Raw genomic sequence first — 23,021 nt, forward strand, 5'->3', positions numbered from 1 at the left:
GGTCGCTCCAGCATAGGGCGGCCGCGCGCGGCGGCCTTGACCCGGCGCGCCCCGGACCTTGACCGCCGCGGACGCGGCGACGGGAGGCGGGCTCAGCCCTGGCGGATCAGCGCGCGCAGCACGCGTTTGCAGGCGGCCAGATCCTGTTCGTCCAGGCCGGACTGAATCTCCCGTTGCTGCTGGCCGGCGATGCGCCACAGCGTGGCGGCCTGCTCGCGGCCGGCCTCGCTGAGGCGGCAGCCGGCGGCGTCGCGGCTCAGCAACCCCTTGCGGCGCAGCTCGGCCTCGGCCAGTTCTATCGCCTCCGGCGGCATCGCCGTCTCGCGTTGCAGCGCGCAGGCATCCTGCTCCGCTTGCTGTTCCAGCACCAGCAGCAGCCGCGCTTCGCCGCCGCTCAGCCCGGTGGCGAGCTGGCGCGGCCGGTAGCTGGCCTGGTAGGCCTGCAGCGCCTGGGTCAGCAGATAGAGCAGATTGTCGCCCAGCCAGCCGGGCAGCGGTTCCGCGGCGGCGGCCGGGCGCGCGCGCGGCAGCGCGGCGGCGTACACGCCCTGGTGGTAGAGCAGCGGCGCGGCGCCGCAGTCGTCGAAGGTTTCGACCAGGCCGAGCAGAATCCAGTGGTCGCCGCCGTCCAGCTTTTGATGCAGGCGGCAATGGAAGCGGGCGGCGCAGCCGTCCAGCAAGGGCGCGCCGCCAAGGCCGGTTTCCGGCGTCAGGCCGGCGAATTTGTCGGCGCCGGCGCGGGCGAAGCGGTTGGACAGCTCGATCTGGTCGGCGGCCAGCACATGGACGACGAAGTGGCCGGCCTGTTCGAACACCGCGTTGCTGGCGGAGCGCTTGTCCAGGCTCCACAGCACCAGCGGCGGGTCCAGCGAGACGGAGTTGAAGCTGTTGGCGGTGACGCCGGCGCGTTCGCCGTCCGGCGCGGTCGCGGTGACGACGGTGACGCCGGTGGCGAAGTTGCCGAGCGCGCGGCGCAGCGCGCGCGCGTCGTGGGCAGGGGCGGGTGCGTTCATGGCGTGTCCTCGGGGCCGTCCGGCGCGGGGCCGGCGCGGCGCGGGTGGGAGGGGCTAATGTCGGTAGAGCCTGTTCGCGATTTCGCGGGCGGGAACGGGGCAGGGCGAAAACCACTGGGACAGCGGCTTTGCTCATACGGCGCATGAACGTTTCGAAGCGGCGTTCACCCTGTCGGGCCTCAGCGAAGATCGTAAACGGCTCGTCTAGACCATGGCGGGGTCCGGCTCCAGCCCCAGCAGCGAACGGCCCAGGATCTGGGCGCAGACGTCGTAGTCGGTGTAGGCGTGGGCGCCGGTCATGTGCGAGTCGCGGAACAGCCGCTGCGCCTCGTTTTCCAGCCGCCAGCAATTGCCGCCCATGGATTCGAACAAGCGGTCCACCGCCTGGATGCACATTTTCACCGCGTAAGCCTGATTGGTGCGCCAGAAAGCCAGCGTTTCCGCCGTGGGATAGCGTTTGGCCGCGCCGTGCTCGGCGTGCTCGCGCCAGCTGGCTTCCAGCAAGGCGCGCGCGGCCAGCACTTGGTGGGTGGATTCGGCCAGCCGCATATAGGCGGGCAGCGCCGCGCCCACCTGGGCGCCGGTATAGGCGCGGATGCGGTTGCGGCTGCGCTCCTTGAACACTTGCAGCATGCGCTCGGCCACGCCCAGGCTGATGGCGGCGAAGCCGCTGGCGAAGTAGGGCCGGTAGGGCGCGTAGAAGATCTTGCTGTCCGGGTACAGGCCGAAGCCGGCGGAGCGGCCTTCCATCATGTCCTTGGCCGCTTCGATCCGGTGTTCCGGCACGAAGACCTTGTCCACCAGCAGGGTCTTGGTGCCGCTGCCCTGCATGCCGGCGGCGCGCCAGTCGTCGCGGATTTGGTAATTGGCGCGCGGCACCACGCCGAAGCAGTATTGCGGCTCGCCGTCCGGGCCGGGGCGGCGGAAGCCCAGGATCGCCCATTCGGCGTGGTCGCAGCCGCTGCTCCAGCCCATTTCTCCGCTGAGCAGCACGCCGCCGTCCGCGGCCTCGGCCCGGCCCAGCGGCGCGATGCTGCTGCTGGCGGTGGCGTCCGGCGCGCCGCCCCAGACTTCCTCTTGCAGCCGGGCGGAGAACAGCGCGATCTGATGGCTGTGGGTGGCCAGCAGGCTGGCGGCCCAGGCGGTGCTGGCGCAGGCGCCGGCCAGCGCCGCCACGCAATCGGCGAATTCGGGCAGGCTGATTTCCAGGCCGCCGTAGGGCCTGGGCTGAAAGGCGCGATGAAAGCCCACGCTTTTCAAGAGGGCGATGTTTTCCGCCGGCACGGTGCGTTCGCGTTCCGCCCGCTCCGCGTTGGCGGCGATGGCGGGCAGGATGGGGAGCAGGGTTTCCAGCAAGGGGTTGGGGTGGCGCATGGAGGTCTCCTTTGTGCTTGATGGCGCTGAAGCGGCCCGCCTTTGGCGGCGGGCGTTTCAATAATGAATACATTCAGCGAATTTGCATTATGGATAGCGACACCACGCACTGGAATGCATCTTCCAAGCTGTCTTAGGTACTTTTCATGGCGCTTCAGCATGAACGGCGGCGACGACGGGCCGGCGCCAGCGTATCGGCGACGCGGCTTGCTCGGCCTCGTGCTCCGGCCCCAGCGGGATGTCGCGGCGGTCGCGCAGCAAGAGCGCGGAGGCGAGGCCGATCAGCGTCATGCCGCTCAGATAGGCGGTCACCGCGGCGGTGGAGCCGGTCTGGGCGATCAGGGCCTTGGCGATCATCGGCGCGAAGGCGCCGCCGAGGATGGCGCCCAGCGCGTAGGAAATGGAGACGCCGGAGAAGCGCACCGAGGCGGGGAAGAGCTCGGCGTAGAAGGCCGATTGCGCGCCGTACGTCAGGCCGGTGCCCACCGACAGCAGGCACAGGGCCAGCAGCACCGCCGGCAGGCTGGCGCTATTGATCAGCGGGAACAGCGTCAGCACGCCGGCCAGCTGCACGCCGAAGCCGATCAGGTAGACGCGGCGGCGGCCGATATGGTCCGACCAGACGCCGGCCAGCCAGGTGAAGGCCATCCAGCAGGCGGAGGCGAAGGCGACGGCGAGCAGTACCGGGGTGCGCTCCATGCGCAGCGCGCCGGCGGGGTCGGTGGTGTAGTTCTGGATGAAGCCGCCGGTGGTCATGTAACCGACGGCGCTGTTGCCGGCGAAGAGCAGCGCGGCCAGCAGCACCAGCGGCGCGTGCCGGCGGAACAGGTCCAGCACCGGGGTGCGCGATCCGGCCTTGCGCGCCTTGATCTCCTCGAAGACCGGGCTTTCCTCCACCGAGCGGCGCACCCATTGGCCGATGAACAGCAGCACGACGCTGAGCAGGAAGGGCACGCGCCAGCCCCATTCCAGAAAGGCGTCGCCGGGGGAGACCACGCCGCTCATCAGCGCGAACACGCCGGAGGCCAGCAGCAGGCCCAGCGGCACGCCTATCTGCGGGAAGGCGCCGTAGCGGCCGCGCTGGCCGCGCGGCGCGTGCTCCACCGCCATCAGCACCGCGCCGCCCCATTCGCCGCCGGCGGAAATGCCTTGCAGCACGCGCAGCAGGATCAGGGCCAGCGGCGCCAGCAGGCCGGCGGATTCATAAGTGGGCAACAGGCCGATCAGCGCGGTGGAGGCGCCCATCAGCACCAGGGTCAGCACCAGCATCGCGCGCCGGCCCAGGCGGTCGCCGTAGTGGCCGGCGAGAAAGGCGCCCAGCGGCCGAAACAGAAAGCTGACGCCGACCGAGGCGAAGGCGATCAGGGTGGCGAAGCGGTCGCCGGCCGGAGCGAAGAACAGTTTGTTGAACACCAGGCCGGCGGCGCTGGCGTAGATGAAGAAGTCGTACCATTCGATGGCGGTGCCGATCACGGTGGCGTAGGCGACTTTGCGCGCGTGGGCGCTTGCGGCGGCGGGGGTGTGGCTCATCTTGCGTTCTCCTCGGGGGTGGGGCCGGGATCGGCTCCGGGCGGCGCCTTGTTCTTGTGTGGTCGCCGCGGGTCAGTCAGTAGGCGGATGGCGTCGGCGGCCGGCCGGGCGCTTCGTCGCGAAAGGCCGCCGCCAGCGCTTCGGCGCGGCGCGCCAGCAAGGTGGTGTCGACGCCGACGGCGATGAAGCCCGCGCCCAGCGCCAACAGCCGGCGCGCTTCGGCCTCGTCGGCCATCAGGATGCCGGCGGCCTTGCCCTGGGCGCGGATGCGGCGGATGGCGTCGTCCATCGCCGCGCGCACTTCAGGGTGGTCGGGCCGGCCCGGATGGCCCATGTCGGCGGCCAGGTCGGCCGGGCCGATGAAGACGCCGTCCACGCCGTCGGTGGCGGCGATGCCTTCCAGCGCGGCCAGGGCCTGGCGGGTTTCCACCTGGGCCAGCACGCAGATTTCATCGTCGGCCCGCGTCAGGTAATCCGGCACGCGGTTCCAGCGCGAGGCGCGCGCCAGCGCGCTGCCCACGCCGCGGACGCCGCGCGGCGGATAGCGGGTGGCGGCCACCGCCCGCGCCGCCTCGTCGGCGTTCTGCACCATGGGCAGCATCAGCGTTTGCGCGCCGATGTCCAGCAACTGCTTGATGCGCACCGGGTCGTTGCTGGCGGCGCGCACCACCGGGTGGCTGGGGTAGGGCGCGACAGCCTGCAGTTGCAGCAGCACGTCCCTGAGCTCGTTGGGCGCGTGTTCGCCGTCTATCAGCAGCCAGTCGAAGCCGGCGCCGGCCAGCAGTTCGGCGCTGTAGGGGCTGGCCAGGCCCAGCCACAGGCCGATCTGGCGGCGGCCGTCGCGCAGCGCGGCCTTGAAGGGGTTGGCGGGAAGTTGCATGGAGGTTCCTCGAGCGGGTTCAGACGAAGCGGCAGCTGATCGCGCCCAGCGGGCCGTAGTCGACGTGGAAGGTGTCGCCGGCGCGCGCCGGCACCGGCCGGGTGAAGGAACCGGCCAGGATCACCTGGCCGGCCTTGAGCTCCACGTCGAAAGGCGAGAGCTTGTTGGCCAGCCAGGCCACGCCGTTGGCCGGGTGGTTGAGCACGGCGGCGGCGACGCCGGATTCCTCGATCACGCCGTTGCGGTACATCAGCGCGGCCACCCAGCGCAGGTCCAGCTCGCGCGGGCGCACCGGCCGGCCGCCCAGCACCACGCCGGCGTTGGCGGCGTTGTCCGCTATGGTGTCGAACACCTTGCGCGGACGCTGGCTGTCCGGGTCTATGGACTGGCTGCGCGCGTCGATGATTTCCAGCGCCGGGATCACGTAATCGGCGGCGTCGTAGACGTCGAACAAGGTGGCGCCGGGGCCGGACAGCGGCCGGCCCAGCACGAAGGCCAGCTCCACTTCCACCCGCGGCACGATGAAGCGCGACACCGGGATGTCGGCGCCGTCGTTGAAGAACATATCGTCCAGCAGCGCGCCGTAGTCCGGCTCGTTGATCTGCGAGGACATCTGCATCGCGCGCGAGGTCAGGCCTATCTTGTGGCCCTTGAGGCGGCGTCCCTCCGCCAGCTTCATCTCCACCCAGCAGCGCTGGATGGCGTAAGCGTCCTCTATGGTGATCTCGGGGTGGTCCAGCGAGAGCTGGCGGATCTGCCGGCGTTCGCGCTCGGCGTCGTGCAGGCGGCGCGCGGCGCCGCGAATCAGGTCGGGGCTGAGCATGGAGTCTTTCATGGTGGTCGCTGAGCTTCGTGATCGGTTTCGTCCGTTTCAGCCCGGCGGGCTGAAGCGTTGATGCACGTTGTTGCGCTTGAAGTTGAGGGTGGCGGACAGTTCGGTCAGTTCGAAGCTGAGCGCCAGATAGCGTTGGGCGAGCAGCGGTTCGAAGTGGCGCTGGATCAGCGCGAACAGCTGTTCGGCGGTGGCGCGGCGATCGGCCTCGCTGCGGCCGCTGCCGATCTGCAAGGTGCAGTGGACGAAGGCGTAGTCGGCCTCGCCGTCCGCCATGCGCCAGGTGTCCAGCCAGTGGGCGCGGCTGCGGATGCCGGCCAGCGGAAACAGGCCGCTGGCGGCCAGACAGTCGTGCACCTGGCGGAACAGCTCCGGCAGATCGGCCTGCGCGCGCAGATTGTCGGTGCATTCAGCGATGAAGTGCGGCATGGCGCTCTCCCAGCGGTTCCACCGGCAGCACCGCGTTGATCTGGCCGGTGCCGGAACTGCCGAAATAGGGGGTGATGATTTCCGCGCGGCCGCGGTAATCGCCCCAGCCCAGCGCGCCCAGCAGCATGGCGGTGTCGTGCATGAAGCCTTCGCCGTGACACTTCTCGGCGTACTCCGGCAGCATGTCGCAGAAGGTTTTCCAATCGCCGTCCAGCCACATGGCGATGACCTCCTGGTCCATGCTTTCCAGGAAGGGGCTCCAGGCCTTGTGCAGGAATTGATCGGCGGTGCCGTTCTGGGCGAAACGATGGGACAGCGAGCCGCTGGCGAAGAAGGCGACGCGGCCGTCGTAATCGCGCTCCACCGCCTCGCGCATCGCCGCGCCCAGCCGCGCGCTGTCGGCCAGATCGTGCACCGTGCACAGCGCGGCCACCGACACCACTTTGAAACGCCGGTCGGCGTTCATATAGCGCATCGGCACCAGGGTGCCGTACTCCAGCGCCAGCGTGGTGGCGTCGTGGGCGCGGGTATGCACGCCGGCGGCGGTGGCCGCCTCGGCCAGCAGCTTGCCCAGCGCGGGGTTGCCCGGATAGGCGTAGGGCATGTTCTTGATGAAGTGCGGCAGCTCGTTGCTGGTGTACACGCCTTCGAAAGCCGGCGCGCAGTTGACGTGGTAGCCGGAATTGACCAGCCAGTGGGTGTCGAACACCACGATGGTGTCCACGTCCAGTTCGCGGCAGCGGCGGCTGATTTCCTTGTGGCCGTCTATGGCGGCCTGGCGGCAGCCTTGATGCGGGCCGGGCAGTTCCGACAGATACATGGACGGCACATGCGTGATCTTGGCCGCCAGGGCTAGGGTTCCCATTGCGTTCTCCTCGGTGCGACTGGGCCGCGGGGCCGGCGCAGTCTTGCTGCTTGGATCGGTGTCGCGCCGGGGCCGGCCGTCTGCGCGGCCTGGGCCCCGGCGGCGCCTCAGGCTTGTTCCACGCCCCAGCGCGGGATGAAATGGCCGCCCATGGAGACGCAGACGTTTTTCACCTCGGCAAAGGCTTCAAAGCTGTATTCGCCGCCCTCGCGGCCAACGCCGGAGGCCTTGACACCGCCGAAGGGCTGGCGCAGATCGCGGACGTTCTGGCTGTTGACGAAGACCATGCCGGCCTCGATGCCGCGCGCCAGCCGGTGGGCCTTGCCGATGTCCTGGGTCCAGATGTAGGAGGCCAGGCCGTAATCGACGTCGTTGGCCTGGCGCAGCGCGTCGGCCTCGTCGCTGAAGCGCAGCAGGCAGGCCACCGGGCCGAAGATTTCCTCCTGGGCGATGCGCATGCGGTTGTCGACGTCGGCGAAGACGGTGGGGCGGATGAAGTGGCCGGAGGCCAGCGATTCGGGCAGGCCGGCCGGCCGTTCCAGGCCGCCGGCCACCAGCCGCGCGCCTTCTTCCAGACCGATGCGGATATAGCCGGTGACCTTGTCGTAATGCTGGCGGGTGATCATCGAACCCACCTGGGTGGCGGGGTTTTGCGGATCGCCGACGATCAAGCGCTGGGCGCGGGCGGCGAATTCCGCGACGAAGCGGTCGTAGATGCCGTTCTGCACGAAGATGCGGCTGCCGGCGGTGCAGCGTTCGCCGTTGAGGGAGAAGATGGTGAACAGCGCGGCGTCCAGCGCGCGATCGAAGTCGGCATCGTCGAACACCAGCACCGGCGATTTGCCGCCCAGCTCCATCGAGTACTTCTTCAGCCCGGCGTTCTGCATGATGCGCCGGCCGGTGGCGGTGCCGCCGGTGAAGGACACCGCGCGCACGTCCGGATGGCTGACCAGGGCTTCGCCGGCGCTGGCGCCGTAGCCCTGCACCACGTTGAACACGCCGGGCGGAATGCCGGCCTCCAGCGCCAGCCGGCCCAGTTCGTTGGCGGTCAGCGGCGACAGCTCGGACATCTTCAGCACCGCGGTATTGCCCAGCGCCAGGCAGGGCGCGGTCTTCCAGGTGGCGGTCATGAAGGGCACGTTCCACGGCGACACCAGCGCGCACACGCCCACCGGCTGGTACAGCGTGTAGTTGAGCATCTGCTCGTCCACTGGGTAGCTGTGGCCGTTCATCCGGGTGCAGACTTCGGCGAAAAAGTCGAAGTTGTGCGAGGCGCGCGGGATCAGCACATTGCGGGTCTGGTGGATGGGCAGGCCGGTGTCCAGCGTTTCCAGTTCCGCCAGCCGCGGCACATCGCGCTGGATCAATTCGCCCAGCCGGCGCATCAGCCGCGCGCGCTCCTTGGCCGGGGTGGCCGCCCACTTGGGAAAAGCCGCCTTGGCGGCGGCCACCGCCAGATTGATTTCCTCGGCGCCGCCGGCCGCCACTTCGCCCAGCGCTTCGCCGGTGGCCGGGTTGTAGTTGACGAAGCTGTCTTGGCTGGCCACTTCGCGGCCGTCTATCCAGTGTTTGATCATGGGGTTTCCTTTTCCGCGTTCCGGCGCGCGAGCCAGTCCGCTTCGCTGATGATCTGGTTGAGCAGCCGTCCGACGCCCTCGACCTCTACGACGACTTCGTCGCCGGGGCGCACGTCGGACAGGCCTTGCGGGGTGCCGGTGGCGATCATGTCGCCCGCTTGCAGCGTCATGAAGGCGGACAGGTATTCGATCAGATGGGGGATGTCGAACACCATGTCGCGGGTATTGCCGCTTTGGACGCGGCGGCCGTTGACATAGGTGGCCAGCTCCAGGCTGTGCGGGTCCGCCACCTCGTCGCGGTCCACCAGCCACGGGCCTATCGGGGTCAGGCCGTCGCGGTTTTTCACCCGCAGATTGGGCCGGTAGTAGTTTTCCAGGTAGTCGCGTACCGCGTAGTCGTTGCACACGGTGTAGCCGGCGACGTAGTCCATCGCCTGGGCGCGCTTCACCTTGCGCGCGGTCTTGCCGATCACCGCCACCAGTTCGCACTCGTAATGCATATATTCAACATTATCCGGCCGCATCGATTGCCGGCGATGGCCGGTCAGCGCGGCGGCCGTCTTCAGGAACACCAGCGGTTCGCTGGGCGGCTTGAAATCCAGTTCGGCGGCGTGGTCGGCGTAGTTGAGGCCCAGCGCGAACAGGGTGCCCTGGCAGGGCGGCAGCCATTCCGCCTCGGTTTCGTCCAGCCGGCGGCCGTCCGGCAGCAAGAGCGCGCCGTCGGCGCCGGCCTGCGCGCGCCAGGTTCGGCCCTGATAACGGATGCGGGCGTGTCTCATTGCATGTCCTCCTCGGCCGCGACGATGTTTTCCAGGCGGCCGATGCCGTCTATCTCCACCGCCACGGCGTCGCCCGGCCGCAGCCGCGCGCCGCGCGGCGGCGTGGCCACGATCAGCAGGTCGCCGGCGTAGAGGGTGAGGAACTGGCTGACGTCGGCGATCAACTGGGCGACGCCGCGCAGCCAGTCGGCGCTGTCGTTGGTTTCGGCCAGCGCGCCGTTGACATAGGTGCGCACCTGCACCCGTTGCGGGTCGATCGCGTCGGGGCCGGCTTCCGGGCCGACGGGGCAGAAGCCGTCGCGGCATTTGGCCTGGATCGCCGGGCGGTAGAAGCTGGTTTCCGCCAGGCTGACCTCGTTGACCACCGCATAACCGCCGACATGGGACAGCGCGTCGGCCGCGCTGACGCGGCAGGCGTCGCGGCCGATGCGCACGCCCAGCGCGCCGCCGGCGTAGACGGCGTCCGCGTCGGCGGGAAAGGGGATGGGCGCGCCGGCGACGCTGACGGTGTTGCGCGGTTTGACGAACAAGACCGGCGCTTGCGGCGGGCGCTGATAGGGCGCTTGTTCGAATTCCGCCGCCAGCGCCGCCTGCAAACGACGGTGGTTGAGCGCCGCGCCGTAGATGGCCGCCGGCCGCTCCGTCGCGGCGTCTAGGACCAGACTCATGCTTAACTCCTTGTTATTGAATGAATCGCCGTTGTTCAAATATTCATTAACATGTTAAAGTTTATAACGATGACGGCGGCCCGCTGTCAATGTTTATCCATGCTGCGTTGCGGGTAATATCGTCAAAAGCCGTGTTTGCGCGGCGGCGGCCCGGGCCGCCGATCCGGCGCGAAAGCCTGAGCGGCGGCCTTTTGGCGAGAGCGGAGGGCGAGGGCGGCCGACTATGGCGAAAATGTCACAAGGGAGGGGCGGCGATGAGCAGAATCCCGCGCGGTCTGGGCGCGCGCATACCCAATATCGACATCGGCAAGGCTTACGACAGCCCCTACGAGTCCGTCGACATCCATTGCGAATCCTTTGGCCGGCTGGCGGCCTTCTTCGGCCGCAATATGCCGGTGCATCGGCACGACCGCTTTTTGCAATTGCACTATCTCGCCAGCGGCGACATCCGTCTGCAACTGGAGGAAGACCATTACCAGGCGCGCGCCCCGCTCTTGTTCCTGACCCCGCCGACGGTGCCGCACGCCTTCATCACCGGGCCGGAGGCCGACGGCCATGTGCTGACCTTGCGCCAGGAACTGGCGCGCGGCTGGCTGGAGGAGGCGGGGCCGGACGCCTTGAGCGCGCCGTTCTGCGTGGAGCTGGCCGAAGTGCCGGCGGAATGGGCCGATATGGCGCGGCGCCTGCCCGAGCGGCTGGCGCAGTTGCAGCGGGAGAGCGAGGCGCCGGCGCCGGGCGCGGAGCTGGCGCGGCAAGCCCTGGCCCAGCTGGTGCTGGTGGACGTGCTGCGGCTGTCCGGCCTGCCGGGACCGCGCCGCGGGCCGCGGCGTGACGAGTGGCGGCTCTACCATCGCTTCAACGGCTTGATAGAAGCGCATTACCGCGAACACTGGAGCCTGGACCGCTACGCGGCCGAGCTGGGGGTCAGCGAGGCGCGGCTCAACGATGTGTGCCGCCGGCTGGCGGACCTGCCGTCCAAGCGGCTGGCGCACGATAGGCTGTTGCAGGAGGCCAAGCGCCTGCTGATCTACTCCGCCGCTTCGGTGCACGCCATCGCCTACGATTTGGGCTTCAAGGACCCAGCCTATTTTTCCCGTTTCTTCCAGCGCATGGCCGGGCGCTCGCCCAGCGACTACCGCGCGCGCCGTCAGGCCTGAGCTCGCGTCTAGTCCGCTGGATCGTTGACCGGCTCCAGTCCGCGCGCGCCGGGAGGCGCGTCCAGATGGGCCAGGGCTCGGCCGCGGGTGTGCGACGGGGCCTCGCCGAACAGCTTGCGGTAATCGGCGGCGAAATGGCCCAGGTGGTAAAAGCCCCAGGCGCCGGCGGCGTCGCGCACGCCGTGGCCGGGCCGCGCCGGGTTCAGCAGCATCCGGCGCACCGCGTTCAGACGGATGGAGCGCAGATAATCGACCGGCGTGGTGTCCGCCACCAGTTGAAAGCTGTTTTGCAGCGTGCGGCGGCTGACGCGCAGCCGGCTGCACAACTCCAGCACCGTCACCGGCTCGTCCGGCTTGGCCAGCGCCAGCGCCTGGCTGCGCCTGACGATGTCGCAATGGGTGGCGAAGGTCAGGTTGCCGCGGCGCTCGCCCAGCGCGCCGTCCGCCAAGGCGTCTTGCAGCAGGCTGAGCAACTGGTGCTGGATCACTTTCTGGTTGCCGGCGTAGGACAGCAGCGCCGGGTCCAATAAAGCCTGTTCGAACACGCCGTTCAGCAGCGCGCGCAGCGCTGCCAGCGCGGCCGGCCGGGCCGGAAACACCGGCGTTTTGCCGCGGGCCTCGCGCAGCGGGCGGCACAGCGCGGGCGTCAGTTCGGCCAGATCCTCGTAAGGCACCGACACCTGGACGGAGTCCGCGCCCGGCGGCAGGTGGAGGACGAAGTCCTCGCCGCCGCGCAGCGCCATCAGCGCGTCGTCGGGCACGGCGACGCCCTGCAGGCTCAGCGGCGACGGCGCGCGGATGGGCAGCGCGAAATGGATCATGCCGCCGGGCGCGCGGCCTTGCTGCACCACGCGCTGGTTGAAGCTTTCGCGGAAAATATCCAGGCGCGCGGTGCGCACCCGGCTCAAGGTGCTGCGGAAGCGGCCGCCGCTGATCTGGCTGTACAGCTGCTCCCAGCCGGGCAGGGCCTCGGCGTGCAGGTGGGCGTCGTCAAAGCAACGGGCTGCGGCAATCATCTGCTTTCTCCGGTGGGTGGGGATGGAGTCCGCCTGTTCTCGGTCCATTCTCTGGATCTCAAAATGATTAATATGTTATTTAAATCGAAATGTCCAGCGCTCTTTGCGTCGCTTAAGCATTGTTTTTACTGCATGTTTCCATCTGGCGACATGCTGCGCCGCAACGAGAAGGGCCGGGTCGCGCTTTGCCGATTTGGGATCAGCCGCGGCGGCGGCGCTGGGTATATTGGGCCATCGCCGGCCGCGCCTACGCGGCGGCAAGCTTGATCGAAAAGGAGACGAGGATGGATCAAAACCTGGTGCTGGTGCTGGATTCGGTGCGGGCCTTTCTGGAACGGGAGCACGGGCTGTGGATAGACGGCAAGCCGCGGGCGGCTTTGTCCGGCCGGCGCAAGGACGTGCGCAATCCGGCCAGCGGCGCGGTGATCGCCAGCGTGGCGGACGGCGAGGCCGCCGATGTGGACGCGGCGGTGGGCAGCGCGCGGCGCGCCTTCGAATCCGGCGTCTGGTCCGGCCTGCGGCCGGCCGAGCGCGAACGCGTATTGCTGAGGCTGGCGGATGTGCTGGAAGCGCACGCCGAGGAGCTGGCGCAGCTGGAAACGCTGAACCAGGGCAAGTCCATCCATCTGGCGCGGGCCATCGAGGTGGGCGGCTCCATCGAATACGTGCGCTATATGGCGGGCTGGGCCACCAAGATCACCGGCGAAACCCTGGACGTGTCGATTCCGGCGCCGCCGGGCGCGCGTTTCACCGCTTTCACCCGGCGCGAGCCGGTGGGCGTGGCCGCCGGCATCGCGCCGTGGAACTTCCCTTTGATGATCGCCTTGTGGAAAACGGTGCCGGCCCTGGCGGCCGGCTGCACGGCGGTGTTGAAGCCGGCCAGCGAGACGCCGCTGAGCGCCTTGCGCCTGGCGGAGCTGGCGTTGGAGGCCGGGGTGCCGCCGGGCGTGTTCAATGTGGTGACCGGGCGCGGCGAGGCGGCGGGCCGCGCGCTGGCCGGGCATCCGCTGATCGGCAAGGTCAGCTTCACCGGCTCCACCGAGGTGGGCAAGGCCGTCGGCCACGCCGCGCTGGACAATATGACCCGGCTGGCGCTGGAGCTGGGCGGCAAGAACCCGATGCTGGTGCTGGGCGACGCCGACATCGACCAGGCGGTGCGGGGCGCTTTGCTGGGCGGCTTTCTCAATCAGGGCCAGGTCTGCGCCGCCGCCTCGCGGCTGTACGTGCACCGCAGCAAGTTCAATCTGTTCGCCGAGGCGCTGTCCGCCGCCGTGGCCGGCATGCGGCTGGGGCCGGGCATGGATCTGGACGCCCAGGTCAACCCGCTGGTGTCGCAGCGGCGTCAGCAGGCGGTGTGCCGGCTGATCGAGCGCGGCCGCGCCGCCGGCGCCCGCGTGCTGACGGGCGGCGGCGCCGCCGACTTGCCCGGCTATTTCGTGCAGCCCACGGTGATGGCGGACCTGGCGCCGGACAATCCGGTGGCGCGCGAGGAAGTCTTCGGCCCGGTGCTGGCGCTGATGCCCTTCGACGAGGTGGACGAGGCGGTGGCGCTGGCCAACGACACGCGCTACGGCCTGGCCGCCAGCGTGTGGACCAATGATTTGTCGGCGGCGCTGGACATCGTGCCGCGTTTGCAGGCCGGCACGGTCTGGGTCAACAGCCATATACCGCTGGACCCGGGCATGCCCTTCGGCGGCTACAAGGAATCCGGCCTCGGCCGCGAGTTCGGCAAGGGCGCGGTGGAGAGTTTCACCGAGATCAAATCGGTCTGCATCGCCCATTGAGCGCGGACGCGCTTCCACTTTGATTCAGGAGAAAGACATGTCCTACGACAAGGCCCGTTTCTGGCACCCCATGCTGCATCCCAACGCAATGAAAGAGCGGCCGCCCATCCGCATCGTGCGCGGCGACGGCTGCCATGTGTTCGACGATCAGGGCGTCAAGCTGGTGGACGGCGTGGCCGGGCTGTGGAACGTCAACGTCGGCCACAACCGCGCTGAAATCAAGCAGGCCATCGCCCGGCAGCTGGACGAACTGGAGTATTTCCAGCTTTTCGACGGCATCTCCCATCCGCGGGCGGAGGAGTTGTCCGCGCTGCTGATCGACATGCTGCGGCCGGAAGACATGGCGCGGGTGGTGTTCAGCTCCGGCGGCTCGGACGCGGTGGAAACCGCGCTCAAGCTGGCGCGCCAATACTGGCGGCTCAAGGGCCAGCCGGACCGGGTTAAATTCATCTCCTTGAAGCAGGGCTATCACGGCACCCACTTCGGCGGCGGCTCGGTCAACGGCAACACGGTATTCCGCCGCAATTACGAACCGCTGCTGCCCGGCTGCTTCCATGTGGAGACCCCATGGCCCTACCGCAACCCCTTCACCGACGACCCTGAGGAGCTGGCCGAAATCTGCGCGCGGATGCTGGAGCGCGAGATCCTGTTCCAGAGCCCGGACACGGTGGCGGCCTTCATCGCCGAGCCGATACAGGGCGCCGGCGGCGTCATCGTGCCGCCGGCCAGCTATTGGCCGCGGGTGCGCGAGGTGTGCGACCGCCACGGCGTGCTGCTGATCGCCGACGAGGTGGTCACCGGCTTCGGCCGCTCCGGCGCCATGTTCGGCAGCCGGCTGTGGGGGGTGAAGCCGGACATGATGTGCCTGGCCAAGGGCATCTCCTCCGGCTATCTGCCGCTGGGGGCCACCGTGGTCAATCAGCGCGTGGCGGACGCCTTCGCCGCCAACGGCGATTTCGGCGGCGTCATCATGCACGGCTACACCTACGCCGGCCATCCGGTGGCCTGCGCCGCCGCCCTCGCCAATCTGCGCATCGTGCAGGAGGAAGACCTGCCGGCCCGCGCGGCGGAAACGGGCGACTACCTGCTGCGGCGGCTGCTGCCGCTGGCCGAGCGTTATCCGGCGGTGGGCGAGGTGCGCGGCAAGGGCCTGATGCTGGCCCTGGACCTGGTCAAGGACAAGGCCAGCCGGGAGCCGATAGACCCGCAAAGCGGCTACGCCGACAAGGTGGCGGAGATCGCGCGCCGGGCCGGCGCGCTGGTGCGGCCGGTGGGCAGCAAGATCATTCTGTCGCCGCCGCTGGTGTTGCAGCGCGAGCACGCCGATGTGATCGTGTCGGCCTTGGAAGCCGGGCTGGCCGAGGCCTGAACGGCCCGGCCCGAACGGGGAGCAGCCGGCCGCGCCGGCACGCCGCCAGGAAGACAGAGAGCGGCGGCCGGCGCGGCGGCGGATGGAAGAGGGAGGAGAACCATGTCTGTTAGCGAACGTTTGAGCCGCAGCCTGAGCCGCGGCGTGGTGGGCTTTCCGGTGGCGCTGGCCAGCTCGGTGGGCGTGGTGATGGCCAGCCCGGTGATACTGACCGCCACCAGCGGCTTCGGCATGGCCGGCGGCACTTTCGCGCTGGCGATGCTGATCGCCTATCTGATGATGCAGGCGCAGGCCACCACTTTCGCCGAAGCGGCGGCGATGCTGCCGACTTCCGGCGCGGTGTACGACTACATCAGCGCCGGCCTGGGCCGCGGCCTGGCCATCGCCGGCACCTTGTCGGCCTATCTATTGGTGCATGTGTTCGCTGGCACCGCCGAGACCATATTGTCCGGCATCATGGCGCTGGTGAATTTCGACCATCTCAACACCATGCTGGAAAAGAGCGGCAGCGCCTGGATGGTGGGCGTGGGCCTGGTCATCGTTTTCGGCGCGCTCAACGCACTGGGCGTGACCCTGTTCGGCAAGGCCGAGGTGGCGCTGACCTTCGGCATGTGGGCGACGCTGACCGTTTTCGGCGTGGCCGGCCTGCTGCGCGCGCCGGCGGTGGATCTGGGCGGCTGGTTCGGCGCACCGCTGCGTCTGGACGACCCGGGCCTGCTGCTCAGCCTGGTGGGCATGGCGATGTTCATGTTCGTCGGCGCGGAGCTGGTGACGCCGCTGGCGCCGGAGCTGCGCGATTCCGGCCGCGCCATTCCGCGGGCTTTGAAGATGGGGCTCAGCGGCGTGGCCGTCACCATGCTGCTGTACGGCGCGGCCATGGTGAGGCAGGTGGCCAATACGCCGCTGGACCCGGCCCATGCGGACGGCCCGCGGCTGCTGGACACGCCGATGGCGCTGCCGGCCTTCGCCGAGCGGGTGATGGGGCCGTTCGGCAAGATCTGGCTGGGCGTCGGCCTGTTGCTGGCCGGCGCGGCGACGATCAACACCCTGATGGCGGCGCTGCCGCGCATTCTGTACGGCATGGCCCAGGACGGCGCCTTGCCGCGCTGCTTCGCCTATCTGCATCCGCGTTTCAACACGCCGTGGTGCGGCATCGCGGCGGCGGTGCTCATCCCCTGTGTCCACGCCTGGTTGATCCAGGGCGATCTGGACCGCATCATGCCCCTGGTGCTGGCGGCGGTCTGTTCCTGGGGCGTGGCCTATCTGCTGGTGACGCTGTCCGTGGTGCGGCTGAGGCTGACGCGGCCGGATTTCCCGCGCGCCTACCGCTCGCCGTGGTTTCCGCTGCCGCAGATCGGCTCCGCGCTGGGCATCGTGCTGGCGATCTGTTTCATCACCCCGCCCGGCATGCAGGCGCGCGACATCTACCTGCCCTTTGGCTGGATGCTGGGCCTGACCCTGGTGTACGCGCTGCTGTGGACCTTGCTGGTGCAGAAGGTCAACCCGTTCCGGCCGGTGCCGCTGGAGCGGATTCTGGACACGCAGTGTCAGGGCGAGGACGAGGCCTTGCGGCGGGAGCTGGAACGTGTGGCCGCGGCTGGTTGAGGCCTGGCGCAGGCCGGGCGGCTATTGTCCGGGCGCGACGCTGGCGCGGCTGAGCCTGGACTGGCCGGAGCTGGATTGCCAGGCCGAAGAGGAGGCGGAGCGGCGTTTTCGCTTTCCGCACGGGGAGTGGAGTTTTTCGGCGCGGGAGCGGGTGGAGGCGGGCTGGCTGGCCTATATGGTGGCTTGCGAGTTCCGGCTGACGGTGCCGGGCGCGCCGGGCCGCGCGCGCATCCGCCTGCGTCACGGCGGCTTCTGGCGTCGCCGCGGCATCGTCGTCGATTTGCTGGACGGCGACGCCGCGGCGCTGGCGCCGCTGCTGGAGCGCTTGCGCGCCGACGCGGATGTGCGCGCCGCCCTGTCGCCGCTGGACTTCAAGCGTTGCGAGCTGCACGGCGGCCAGGACGGCTGGTTGCTGTGTCTGGAGCCTTACGGCGCCAGCGAGGTGGCGTGCCGGCTGCCGCCCTTGCGGCGCTACATCGGCCTGCGCGGCGTGCAGGGCCTGGCGGTGCTGGCCAGCCTGGCCGCCTGCCGCCGCGTCTTGCTGGCGGCGGAGGCGGGGCGGGGCTAGGTCTGGCGGGCGGTCCGCTCTTGAACAGGTTCTAAGACGGCGCGGGCAGGCTTTCCAGCTCATCCAGCAAGGCGAGCAAGGCTTGCAGTTTGGCCTGGGAAAAATGGGCTTCGATCTGGCGGTAACAGTCGTTGGACAGCGGAATGATGCGCTGGGTCAGCGTCTTGGCGTGCTGCGTCGGCGTGACGATCAAGCGACGGTTGTCCGCTTGGGCGCGGTGGCGGTAAACCAGATCGTCCCTTTCCATGCGCGCCAGGATGCCGCTGAGGCTGGGCGGGTGGATGCCGGCGCGCTGGGCGATCTCGCCGGCTTCCATGTTTCCGCGTTCCGCCAGCAGGCGCAGGACGCGCCATTGCTGTTCCGACAGGCCGTGACGGCTCAGCACCGGACGGAAGTAGGACATCACCGCTTCGCGCGCGCGCAGCAGGCGTTGCGGCAGTTGGTATTGGTAGGGACGCTGCGTAGGGTCCATGGCGGCTCCTTGGTTTAAAGTCGCGGGAGGGTAAGGGGGGGCGGCCTGTTTACTTTAAATGAATATATTAACATAATGCCGTCGGGTTTAGACGGCGAACGACAAGGAGGCTGAGATGTCTTTGCGCGATAAAACCATAGTGATCACCGGCGCGGGCTCCGGCATCGGCGCCGCTTGCGCGCGGCGCTTCGCCGCCGAAGGCGCGCGGCTGGCCCTGGTGGGACGGCGGGCCGGCCCCTTGCTGGCGCTGGCGGAGGAAACCGGCGGTCTGGCCTTGGCCGGCGACGCCGCCGACGCCGCTGCCTGGGAGGATTTCCTGGCGCGCATCCGCGCGCGCTGGGGCAGGGTGGACGGCTTGGCCGCCTGCGCCGGCGGCCTGGGCATGGGCGCGGCGCTGGACACCGACGACGCGGCCTGGCGCGCCGCGATGCGCGCCAATCTGGACACCGCCTTCGTCAGCGCCCGCGCCTGCCTGCCGGACCTGATCCGGCAGGGCGGCAGCATGGTGTTGCTGGCCTCCATCGCCGGTCTGGCGGCCGGGCCTGCGGCCTGCGGCTATGTGACGGCCAAGCACGCCTTGCTGGGCCTGGCCCGGTCGCTGGCGCGCGACTACGGGCCGGCGGTGCGGGTCAACGCCCTGTGTCCGGGCTGGGTGCGCACGCCGATGGCGGACGAGGAGATGCTGCCGCTGATGGCGGCTTATGGCGAGGATCTGGACGCCGCCTACCGGCGCGTCACCGCCGATGTGCCGTTGCGGCGGCCGGCGACGCCGGAGGACATCGCCGCGGTCTGCCGTTTCCTCTTGTCCGACGAGGCGGCCATGGTCAGCGGCGCCTGCCTGACGGCGGACGGCGGCGCGACGGCGGTGGATGTGCCGACGCTGGCGTACTCCCGGCTGGAGCGGGACTGAAGCCCGGCGCGGCTCCTCAGCCGCGAACGTGGTTGACGACGCTGGCCCGCGCGCCCACCCGGAAGTTGCGGGTGGCGCCGAAGCCGCCGTCCTGATAGCCGAAGATCTTGCCGTCGGTGCGCATCCGTTCCAGATCGATCAGGATCACGCCCAGGGTGGGGATGATTTTTTCGCGCCAGACGAATAAATACAGCCGCTCCGCCACTTGCAGGCAGTGGCAGCGGTCGACGTCGGCCAGGCCGCGCTCCACGCCTTCCAGGCAGTGCCAGGCGTAGAAACTGTCGTTCAGATAAATGTGTTCGTAGCACTCGGTGGGGCTGTAGCGGTAGCGGTTGCGCATGCCGATCAGCTCCGCGCTGGGCGGATGCGGCGGGACGCTCGCGGCGGCCTGGTCGACGGCGCCGTGGAGGAACTCGACGTCCACGCCGGTCAATTCCAGTTGGCGCTCCACCCGGTCGAAAGCGCAGATCCGCGCGGCGTCGGCGTCGGGCAGCCGGCCCAGAACCAGGGTGAAGCGGCGCTGCGCCAAGTCCAGGATCAGGCTGAGAGACTGCGCGGCCGGGCCCTGGTGACGGAAATCGATGAAATAGACGCCGGCGCGCAAGGAACTGGCGTGGAAGCCGTCTATCTCCGCCAGCGCCGAGGCTCGCCCCGGACGGTCAAGCAAGACGCGGGCGTCGCCGCCGGACTCCAGCCGGCAGTCCGCGGCGCTGTCGTCGTCGAAGCACAGCCGCAGGCTGCGGCCGTCCAGCTCGGCGCAGCGGGGCAGGGTCAGGCTGTCGGGCGCGAAGCCGTCGGCCAGTGCGCCGACCTGGATGAATTCGGGAGTGGGATTGGACATGGGGCGGCTCCTTATCGATGGCTAAATGGCGGACTCGGCTCGTTTTGGGGCGGGCGCTCACAACCCGAGCCGCTCGGCCTGCGCTTCCAGCAGGCGCGTTTGCAGCTCGCGCAGCGGCGCGCCGGGCTGCTGCGCGATGATCAGTTCCAGCAGCGGGTCCCGCACCTCGGTGCGGACGCCGGACAGCGCCTCCAGCGTGGCCAGGCCGCAAAAGGGCACGTAGGCCTCGGAATAGCCGCCCTCGTGCAGCAGGACCAGCCGCCCGCCCGCCTCGGCGTCGGCGTAGTCGGCCAGCTGCCGCGTCATCTCGCGGAAGGTGTCGCTGTGCGCCTGCATTCTGGCCAGGGGATCGACGGCGTTGGCGTCGTAGCCGCAGGCGACGATGATCAACTCGGGCCGGAAACGCCGCAGCGCCGGCAGCACCAGCAGCCGCATCGCGTCCAGATAGGCCTGGTGGCCGCCGCCGGGCAGCAAGGGGATGTTCAGATTGGCGTCCAGGCCCTCGCCCTCGCCGCGGTCCTCGGCCCCGCCGTAGCCGGGCGGATAACAGCCGTCCTGATGCAGGGAGAGGGTCAGCACATCGCCGCGCCGGTAAAAAATGGACTGGGTGCCGTTGCCGTGGTGTACGTCCCAATCGACGATGGCGACGCGGCTCAGGCCGTGGCGGGCGATGGCCAGCTCCGCGGCGAGGGCGGCGTTGGCCAGAAAACAGAAGCCCATCGCGCCGTCCGCCGAGCAATGATGGCCGGGCGGGCGCGACAGCGCGTAGGCCTTGTCCGCCTCGCCGGCGAGCACGGCGTTCACCGCGGCCCAGGCCAGGCCGGCGGACAGTTTGGCGATTTCATAGCTGCCGGGGCCTATCGGCGCCTGCGGTCCCAGCTCGCCGCCGCCGGCGTCGCTGAGCGCCTTGAAGCGCTGCAGATAGGCGGGCGTGTGCACGCGCAGCAGCGCGTCCTCGTCCAGGGGCGGCGCGCGGCGCGTTTGCAGCCGGGCGCCGAGGCCGGACACGTCCATCAGGCTTTTCAGCCTGCGCTTGCTGTCCGGGGATTCGGCGTGGCCGCCGCCGGAAGGCGGTTGCACCCAGCCGCCCACCGGCAGGATCTGAGCGTGGGGGCCGGCGCTGTGCCACAGGCAGAGTTCGTCGAAGAAAAACGCGGTGCGGGCGGTCATTGCGGACTCCTGACGCTTGCGGGCCGCAGCGTCAGCAACAGGGCCAGCGACAAGGCGGCGAGTCCCATGGCGACGAGCAGCAGGGTTTGAGGGTTTTGGCCGCGGGCGGCCATCAATTCGCCGGCCAGCGCCGGTCCCAGCGCCAGGCCGCCGCCTATCGCCAGATTGACGGTGTTCATCAGCCGTCCGCTGTGATCCAGCGCGGCCAGCGTGGCCAGAATGAAGGGCAGGATGAAGGTCCACGCGTATTTGAAGACGAGGGCCGCCGCGGCGAAGCGGCCGGCGCGCGGCGCGCCCAGCAGCAGGGCCAGCGCCAGCAGCATCAGCCCGTAGCCGGCGATCAGCAGACGGCGGCGCGCGCCGCGACCGCCGATCGCCGCGGCGCAGACCGAACCGGCGATGCCCATCAGCGTGGCGAGGGCCAGCCAGTCTCCGCTTTGCTCCGGGCTCAGCCCCGCCTGGGCGGCGATGCTGCCGATGAAAGTCCAGGTGCCGCTCAGGCTGACGTAGAAGCACAAGGTGGCGGCCGCCCCGATCAGCGCCGGGCACCAGGGCGTCGCTCCCGCGCCGGACGGCGCGGCGGGCCGGGCCGCCATGGACGGAAAACAGCGGGCCAGCGGCAGGCAGAGGGCCATCAGCGCCGCCAGGCTCAGATAACAGGCGGCGACGCCGTGACGGGCGAACCAGGCCGGAAACAGCAGCAGGCCCAGGGCGCCCAGCGCCAGCTGGCCGCACACCCACAGGCCGTAGGCGCGTTCGGGATTGGCGCTGGCCGCGGCGGTGGACAGGCATAAAATCATCAGCGAGCCGCCGGCCAGCGCGCTGAGCAGCCGCAGCGGCAGCAGCTCGGCGTAAGTGGCGGCGAAACAGGAGGCGAGATTGGCGGCGATGAACAGCCAGGCGGCGCAGGTGGCGGCGCGCCGCCAGTCCACGCGCGACAGCCAGAAATAGGCCGGCAGCGTCGCCAGGCTCATCGCGCCCAGCTCCACCGCGAACAGGCGGCCGATGCGTTCCGGCCCCAGGCCGAACTGGCTGGCCAATTGGCCGGCCAGCGCCGGCGCGGTCATCAGCACCAGCGGCGCGACGGCGGCGAAGGCGATCAGGGCGATCAAGGCGCCGCCGCGGACGGGCGCGACGGTGTGGGCGGGCAGACGAACGCTCATGTTTCCCCCGGCGGGCGAGTGGTGAACCAGAGCTTACGCTCGCAAGATTCGCGTTTGGGGGCAAGCGGACGGACGGCGTTTTGCCGATTTGGGATAGCGGGGGCGCAACACGGCGGCGTCAGCGGTTGAGCTGGCGCAGCGCGTCTTGCAGAGCCTTGCGGTACTCGGGGGTGTCCCGCGTCTGGGCGATGGCTTCCCAGAATTGGCGGGTCAGCTTGGGGTGGCCGTCCGCGAAGCGGTGGGAAAAAATCAGGTAGTAAGGCTTGGCGACCAAGTCCGGCCCCACTTTTTCTATCCTGTCCCTATAGGCCGGATTGCCCGCCAGCAGGCTGTCGCCGGTCAGCGTGGGCAAGGCCAGGGCGCCGATGCGGCGCGCCAAGAGCTTGTTCAGGTTCTGCTCCGGATTGCGCGAACTGTCGTCCACCTGCGCGCCCAGCGCCTGAAGCTGGGCGATGACGGAGAAGCCGGTCTGCGCGCCGACGGCGCCTTCCAGGTGGCTGAGGCTTTGCCCGTCCCATTCCAGTGGCGAGCCTTTCAGCCGGTACAGGCTGTAGCTGTCCAGATGCATGCGCATCGCCGGGTCGGCGGCGTCGCCTTTCATCGGATAGACGCCGATGCGCAGCCGCTCCGGCTTGAAGCTGATCTCGAAGACGCCGTCCAACTGATTGTTCTGCACCTCGTTCAGGCAGCGCACCCAGGCCATCTCCCGGATTTCCAGCTTGATATTGCTTCTTTGGGCGGCGGACTTCAGCATCTGCAAGCTCAGGCTGGGGCCGTTCTGGCTGCGCCACGGCGGCGAGTCCATGTCTTCGGTGCACAGCCGCAGGCTGGCCGGGCGCGGCTCGGCCGCGGCGCCCAAGGCGCACAGGGACAGCAGCAGGAAGATCAGGCGGGCACGCGGCATACGGAAGCTCCGCGACGGGAGGGGATGGACTTGCTTTAGTTATTTGCGCCGCAACAAAAAAAGGCAAGCGGGAAAAGGGCGGGGACAATGCAAAAAGCCGATTCCTCGGAATCGG

Annotated in this window: 22 protein-coding genes; 6 read left to right on the forward strand and 16 right to left on the reverse strand. The window is 69.3% G+C overall.

Going from position 1 to position 23,021, the window contains the following annotated elements; all coding sequences use genetic code 11:
- Positions 1–92 precede the first annotated feature (92 nt).
- The 10 genes from ACODSD_RS16210 to ACODSD_RS16255 all read right to left on the reverse strand — a co-directional run bounded on the left by ACODSD_RS16210 (position 93) and on the right by ACODSD_RS16255 (position 9,947).
- Positions 93–1,013 (reverse strand): p-hydroxyphenylacetate 3-hydroxylase reductase component, encoded by a 921-nt coding sequence (locus tag ACODSD_RS16210; RefSeq protein WP_486635440.1) that lies wholly within the window; start codon positions 1,011–1,013, stop codon positions 93–95.
- Between the two features lie 204 nt (positions 1,014–1,217).
- Complete coding sequence (locus ACODSD_RS16215; protein ID WP_488877823.1) at positions 1,218–2,387, reverse strand: p-hydroxyphenylacetate 3-hydroxylase oxygenase component; 1,170 nt, start codon at positions 2,385–2,387, stop codon at positions 1,218–1,220.
- A gap of 144 nt (positions 2,388–2,531) precedes the next feature.
- A complete protein-coding gene (locus tag ACODSD_RS16220; protein WP_107798695.1) occupies positions 2,532–3,917 on the reverse strand; it encodes an MFS transporter in 1,386 nt (461 codons plus the stop codon).
- Between the two features lie 76 nt (positions 3,918–3,993).
- Positions 3,994–4,797 carry a 4-hydroxy-2-oxoheptanedioate aldolase gene (hpaI, locus tag ACODSD_RS16225; RefSeq protein ID WP_488877824.1) on the reverse strand — a complete coding sequence of 268 codons (804 nt, stop codon included), beginning with the start codon at positions 4,795–4,797 and terminating at the stop codon, positions 3,994–3,996.
- A 19-nt stretch (positions 4,798–4,816) separates the two neighbouring features.
- Entirely contained in the window at positions 4,817–5,620 is an 804-nt protein-coding gene (gene hpaH / locus ACODSD_RS16230) for a 2-oxo-hept-4-ene-1,7-dioate hydratase (protein WP_107798697.1), read from the reverse strand.
- Positions 5,621–5,668: 48 nt separating this feature from the next.
- Entirely contained in the window at positions 5,669–6,058 is a 390-nt protein-coding gene (locus ACODSD_RS16235) for a 5-carboxymethyl-2-hydroxymuconate Delta-isomerase (RefSeq protein WP_227107731.1), read from the reverse strand.
- Positions 6,039–6,923 carry a 3,4-dihydroxyphenylacetate 2,3-dioxygenase gene (hpaD, locus tag ACODSD_RS16240; RefSeq protein WP_488877825.1) on the reverse strand — a complete coding sequence of 295 codons (885 nt, stop codon included), beginning with the start codon at positions 6,921–6,923 and terminating at the stop codon, positions 6,039–6,041. Before hpaD ends, ACODSD_RS16235 begins: the two co-directional genes overlap by 20 nt.
- A gap of 107 nt (positions 6,924–7,030) precedes the next feature.
- The gene (hpaE, locus tag ACODSD_RS16245; protein ID WP_488877826.1) at positions 7,031–8,500 is read right to left on the reverse strand and encodes a 5-carboxymethyl-2-hydroxymuconate semialdehyde dehydrogenase; all 1,470 of its coding nucleotides are present in this window, start codon (positions 8,498–8,500) and stop codon (positions 7,031–7,033) included.
- Positions 8,497–9,279 carry a fumarylacetoacetate hydrolase family protein gene (locus ACODSD_RS16250; protein ID WP_488877827.1) on the reverse strand — a complete coding sequence of 261 codons (783 nt, stop codon included), beginning with the start codon at positions 9,277–9,279 and terminating at the stop codon, positions 8,497–8,499. Before ACODSD_RS16250 ends, hpaE begins: the two co-directional genes overlap by 4 nt.
- Positions 9,276–9,947: a fumarylacetoacetate hydrolase family protein gene (locus ACODSD_RS16255; RefSeq protein ID WP_107798702.1), complete on the reverse strand. Its 672-nt coding sequence runs from the start codon at positions 9,945–9,947 to the stop codon at positions 9,276–9,278. The genes ACODSD_RS16250 and ACODSD_RS16255 overlap by 4 nt, the downstream gene beginning before the upstream one ends.
- Before the next feature lie 254 nt (positions 9,948–10,201).
- Here ACODSD_RS16255 and hpaA point away from each other — a divergent pair, with 254 nt between their 5' ends.
- Positions 10,202–11,104, forward strand: coding sequence for a 4-hydroxyphenylacetate catabolism regulatory protein HpaA (gene hpaA / locus ACODSD_RS16260; protein WP_107798703.1), 903 nt, complete (start codon positions 10,202–10,204; stop codon positions 11,102–11,104).
- Between the two features lie 8 nt (positions 11,105–11,112).
- On the opposite strand, the gene ACODSD_RS16265 is transcribed toward hpaA, so the two are convergent.
- Positions 11,113–12,120 (reverse strand): helix-turn-helix domain-containing protein, encoded by a 1,008-nt coding sequence (locus ACODSD_RS16265; RefSeq protein WP_107798704.1) that lies wholly within the window; start codon positions 12,118–12,120, stop codon positions 11,113–11,115.
- Between the two features lie 284 nt (positions 12,121–12,404).
- Here ACODSD_RS16265 and ACODSD_RS16270 point away from each other — a divergent pair, with 284 nt between their 5' ends.
- From ACODSD_RS16270 to ACODSD_RS16285, 4 genes are all read left to right on the forward strand, one after another.
- Positions 12,405–13,904 (forward strand): aldehyde dehydrogenase family protein, encoded by a 1,500-nt coding sequence (locus ACODSD_RS16270; RefSeq protein WP_486635434.1) that lies wholly within the window; start codon positions 12,405–12,407, stop codon positions 13,902–13,904.
- A 37-nt stretch (positions 13,905–13,941) separates the two neighbouring features.
- Positions 13,942–15,273, forward strand: coding sequence for an aspartate aminotransferase family protein (locus ACODSD_RS16275; RefSeq protein ID WP_488877828.1), 1,332 nt, complete (start codon positions 13,942–13,944; stop codon positions 15,271–15,273).
- Positions 15,274–15,375: 102 nt separating this feature from the next.
- The gene (locus tag ACODSD_RS16280) at positions 15,376–16,878 is read left to right on the forward strand and encodes an APC family permease (protein WP_235087854.1); all 1,503 of its coding nucleotides are present in this window, start codon (positions 15,376–15,378) and stop codon (positions 16,876–16,878) included.
- Positions 16,859–17,446 (forward strand): DUF3156 family protein, encoded by a 588-nt coding sequence (locus tag ACODSD_RS16285; RefSeq protein WP_488877829.1) that lies wholly within the window; start codon positions 16,859–16,861, stop codon positions 17,444–17,446. The genes ACODSD_RS16280 and ACODSD_RS16285 overlap by 20 nt, the downstream gene beginning before the upstream one ends.
- Positions 17,447–17,477: 31 nt before the next feature.
- Here the strand turns inward: ACODSD_RS16285 and hpaR are convergent, their stop codons facing one another.
- Positions 17,478–17,918 (reverse strand): homoprotocatechuate degradation operon regulator HpaR, encoded by a 441-nt coding sequence (hpaR, locus tag ACODSD_RS16290; RefSeq protein ID WP_107798709.1) that lies wholly within the window; start codon positions 17,916–17,918, stop codon positions 17,478–17,480.
- Between the two features lie 115 nt (positions 17,919–18,033).
- Here hpaR and ACODSD_RS16295 point away from each other — a divergent pair, with 115 nt between their 5' ends.
- Entirely contained in the window at positions 18,034–18,828 is a 795-nt protein-coding gene (locus tag ACODSD_RS16295; RefSeq protein ID WP_253315221.1) for an SDR family NAD(P)-dependent oxidoreductase, read from the forward strand.
- A gap of 16 nt (positions 18,829–18,844) precedes the next feature.
- On the opposite strand, the gene ACODSD_RS16300 is transcribed toward ACODSD_RS16295, so the two are convergent.
- From ACODSD_RS16300 to ACODSD_RS16315, 4 genes are all read right to left on the reverse strand, one after another.
- Positions 18,845–19,669: a MoaF C-terminal domain-containing protein gene (locus ACODSD_RS16300; RefSeq protein ID WP_488877830.1), complete on the reverse strand. Its 825-nt coding sequence runs from the start codon at positions 19,667–19,669 to the stop codon at positions 18,845–18,847.
- 57 nt (positions 19,670–19,726) lie between these two features.
- Positions 19,727–20,839 carry a class II histone deacetylase gene (locus ACODSD_RS16305; protein ID WP_488877831.1) on the reverse strand — a complete coding sequence of 371 codons (1,113 nt, stop codon included), beginning with the start codon at positions 20,837–20,839 and terminating at the stop codon, positions 19,727–19,729.
- Positions 20,836–22,002 carry an MFS transporter gene (locus tag ACODSD_RS16310; protein WP_488877832.1) on the reverse strand — a complete coding sequence of 389 codons (1,167 nt, stop codon included), beginning with the start codon at positions 22,000–22,002 and terminating at the stop codon, positions 20,836–20,838. The genes ACODSD_RS16305 and ACODSD_RS16310 overlap by 4 nt, the downstream gene beginning before the upstream one ends.
- Before the next feature lie 118 nt (positions 22,003–22,120).
- The gene (locus ACODSD_RS16315; RefSeq protein WP_488877833.1) at positions 22,121–22,906 is read right to left on the reverse strand and encodes a substrate-binding periplasmic protein; all 786 of its coding nucleotides are present in this window, start codon (positions 22,904–22,906) and stop codon (positions 22,121–22,123) included.
- Positions 22,907–23,021 lie beyond the last annotated feature (115 nt).

Source organism: Chromobacterium sp. FG22 (assembly GCF_057809415.1).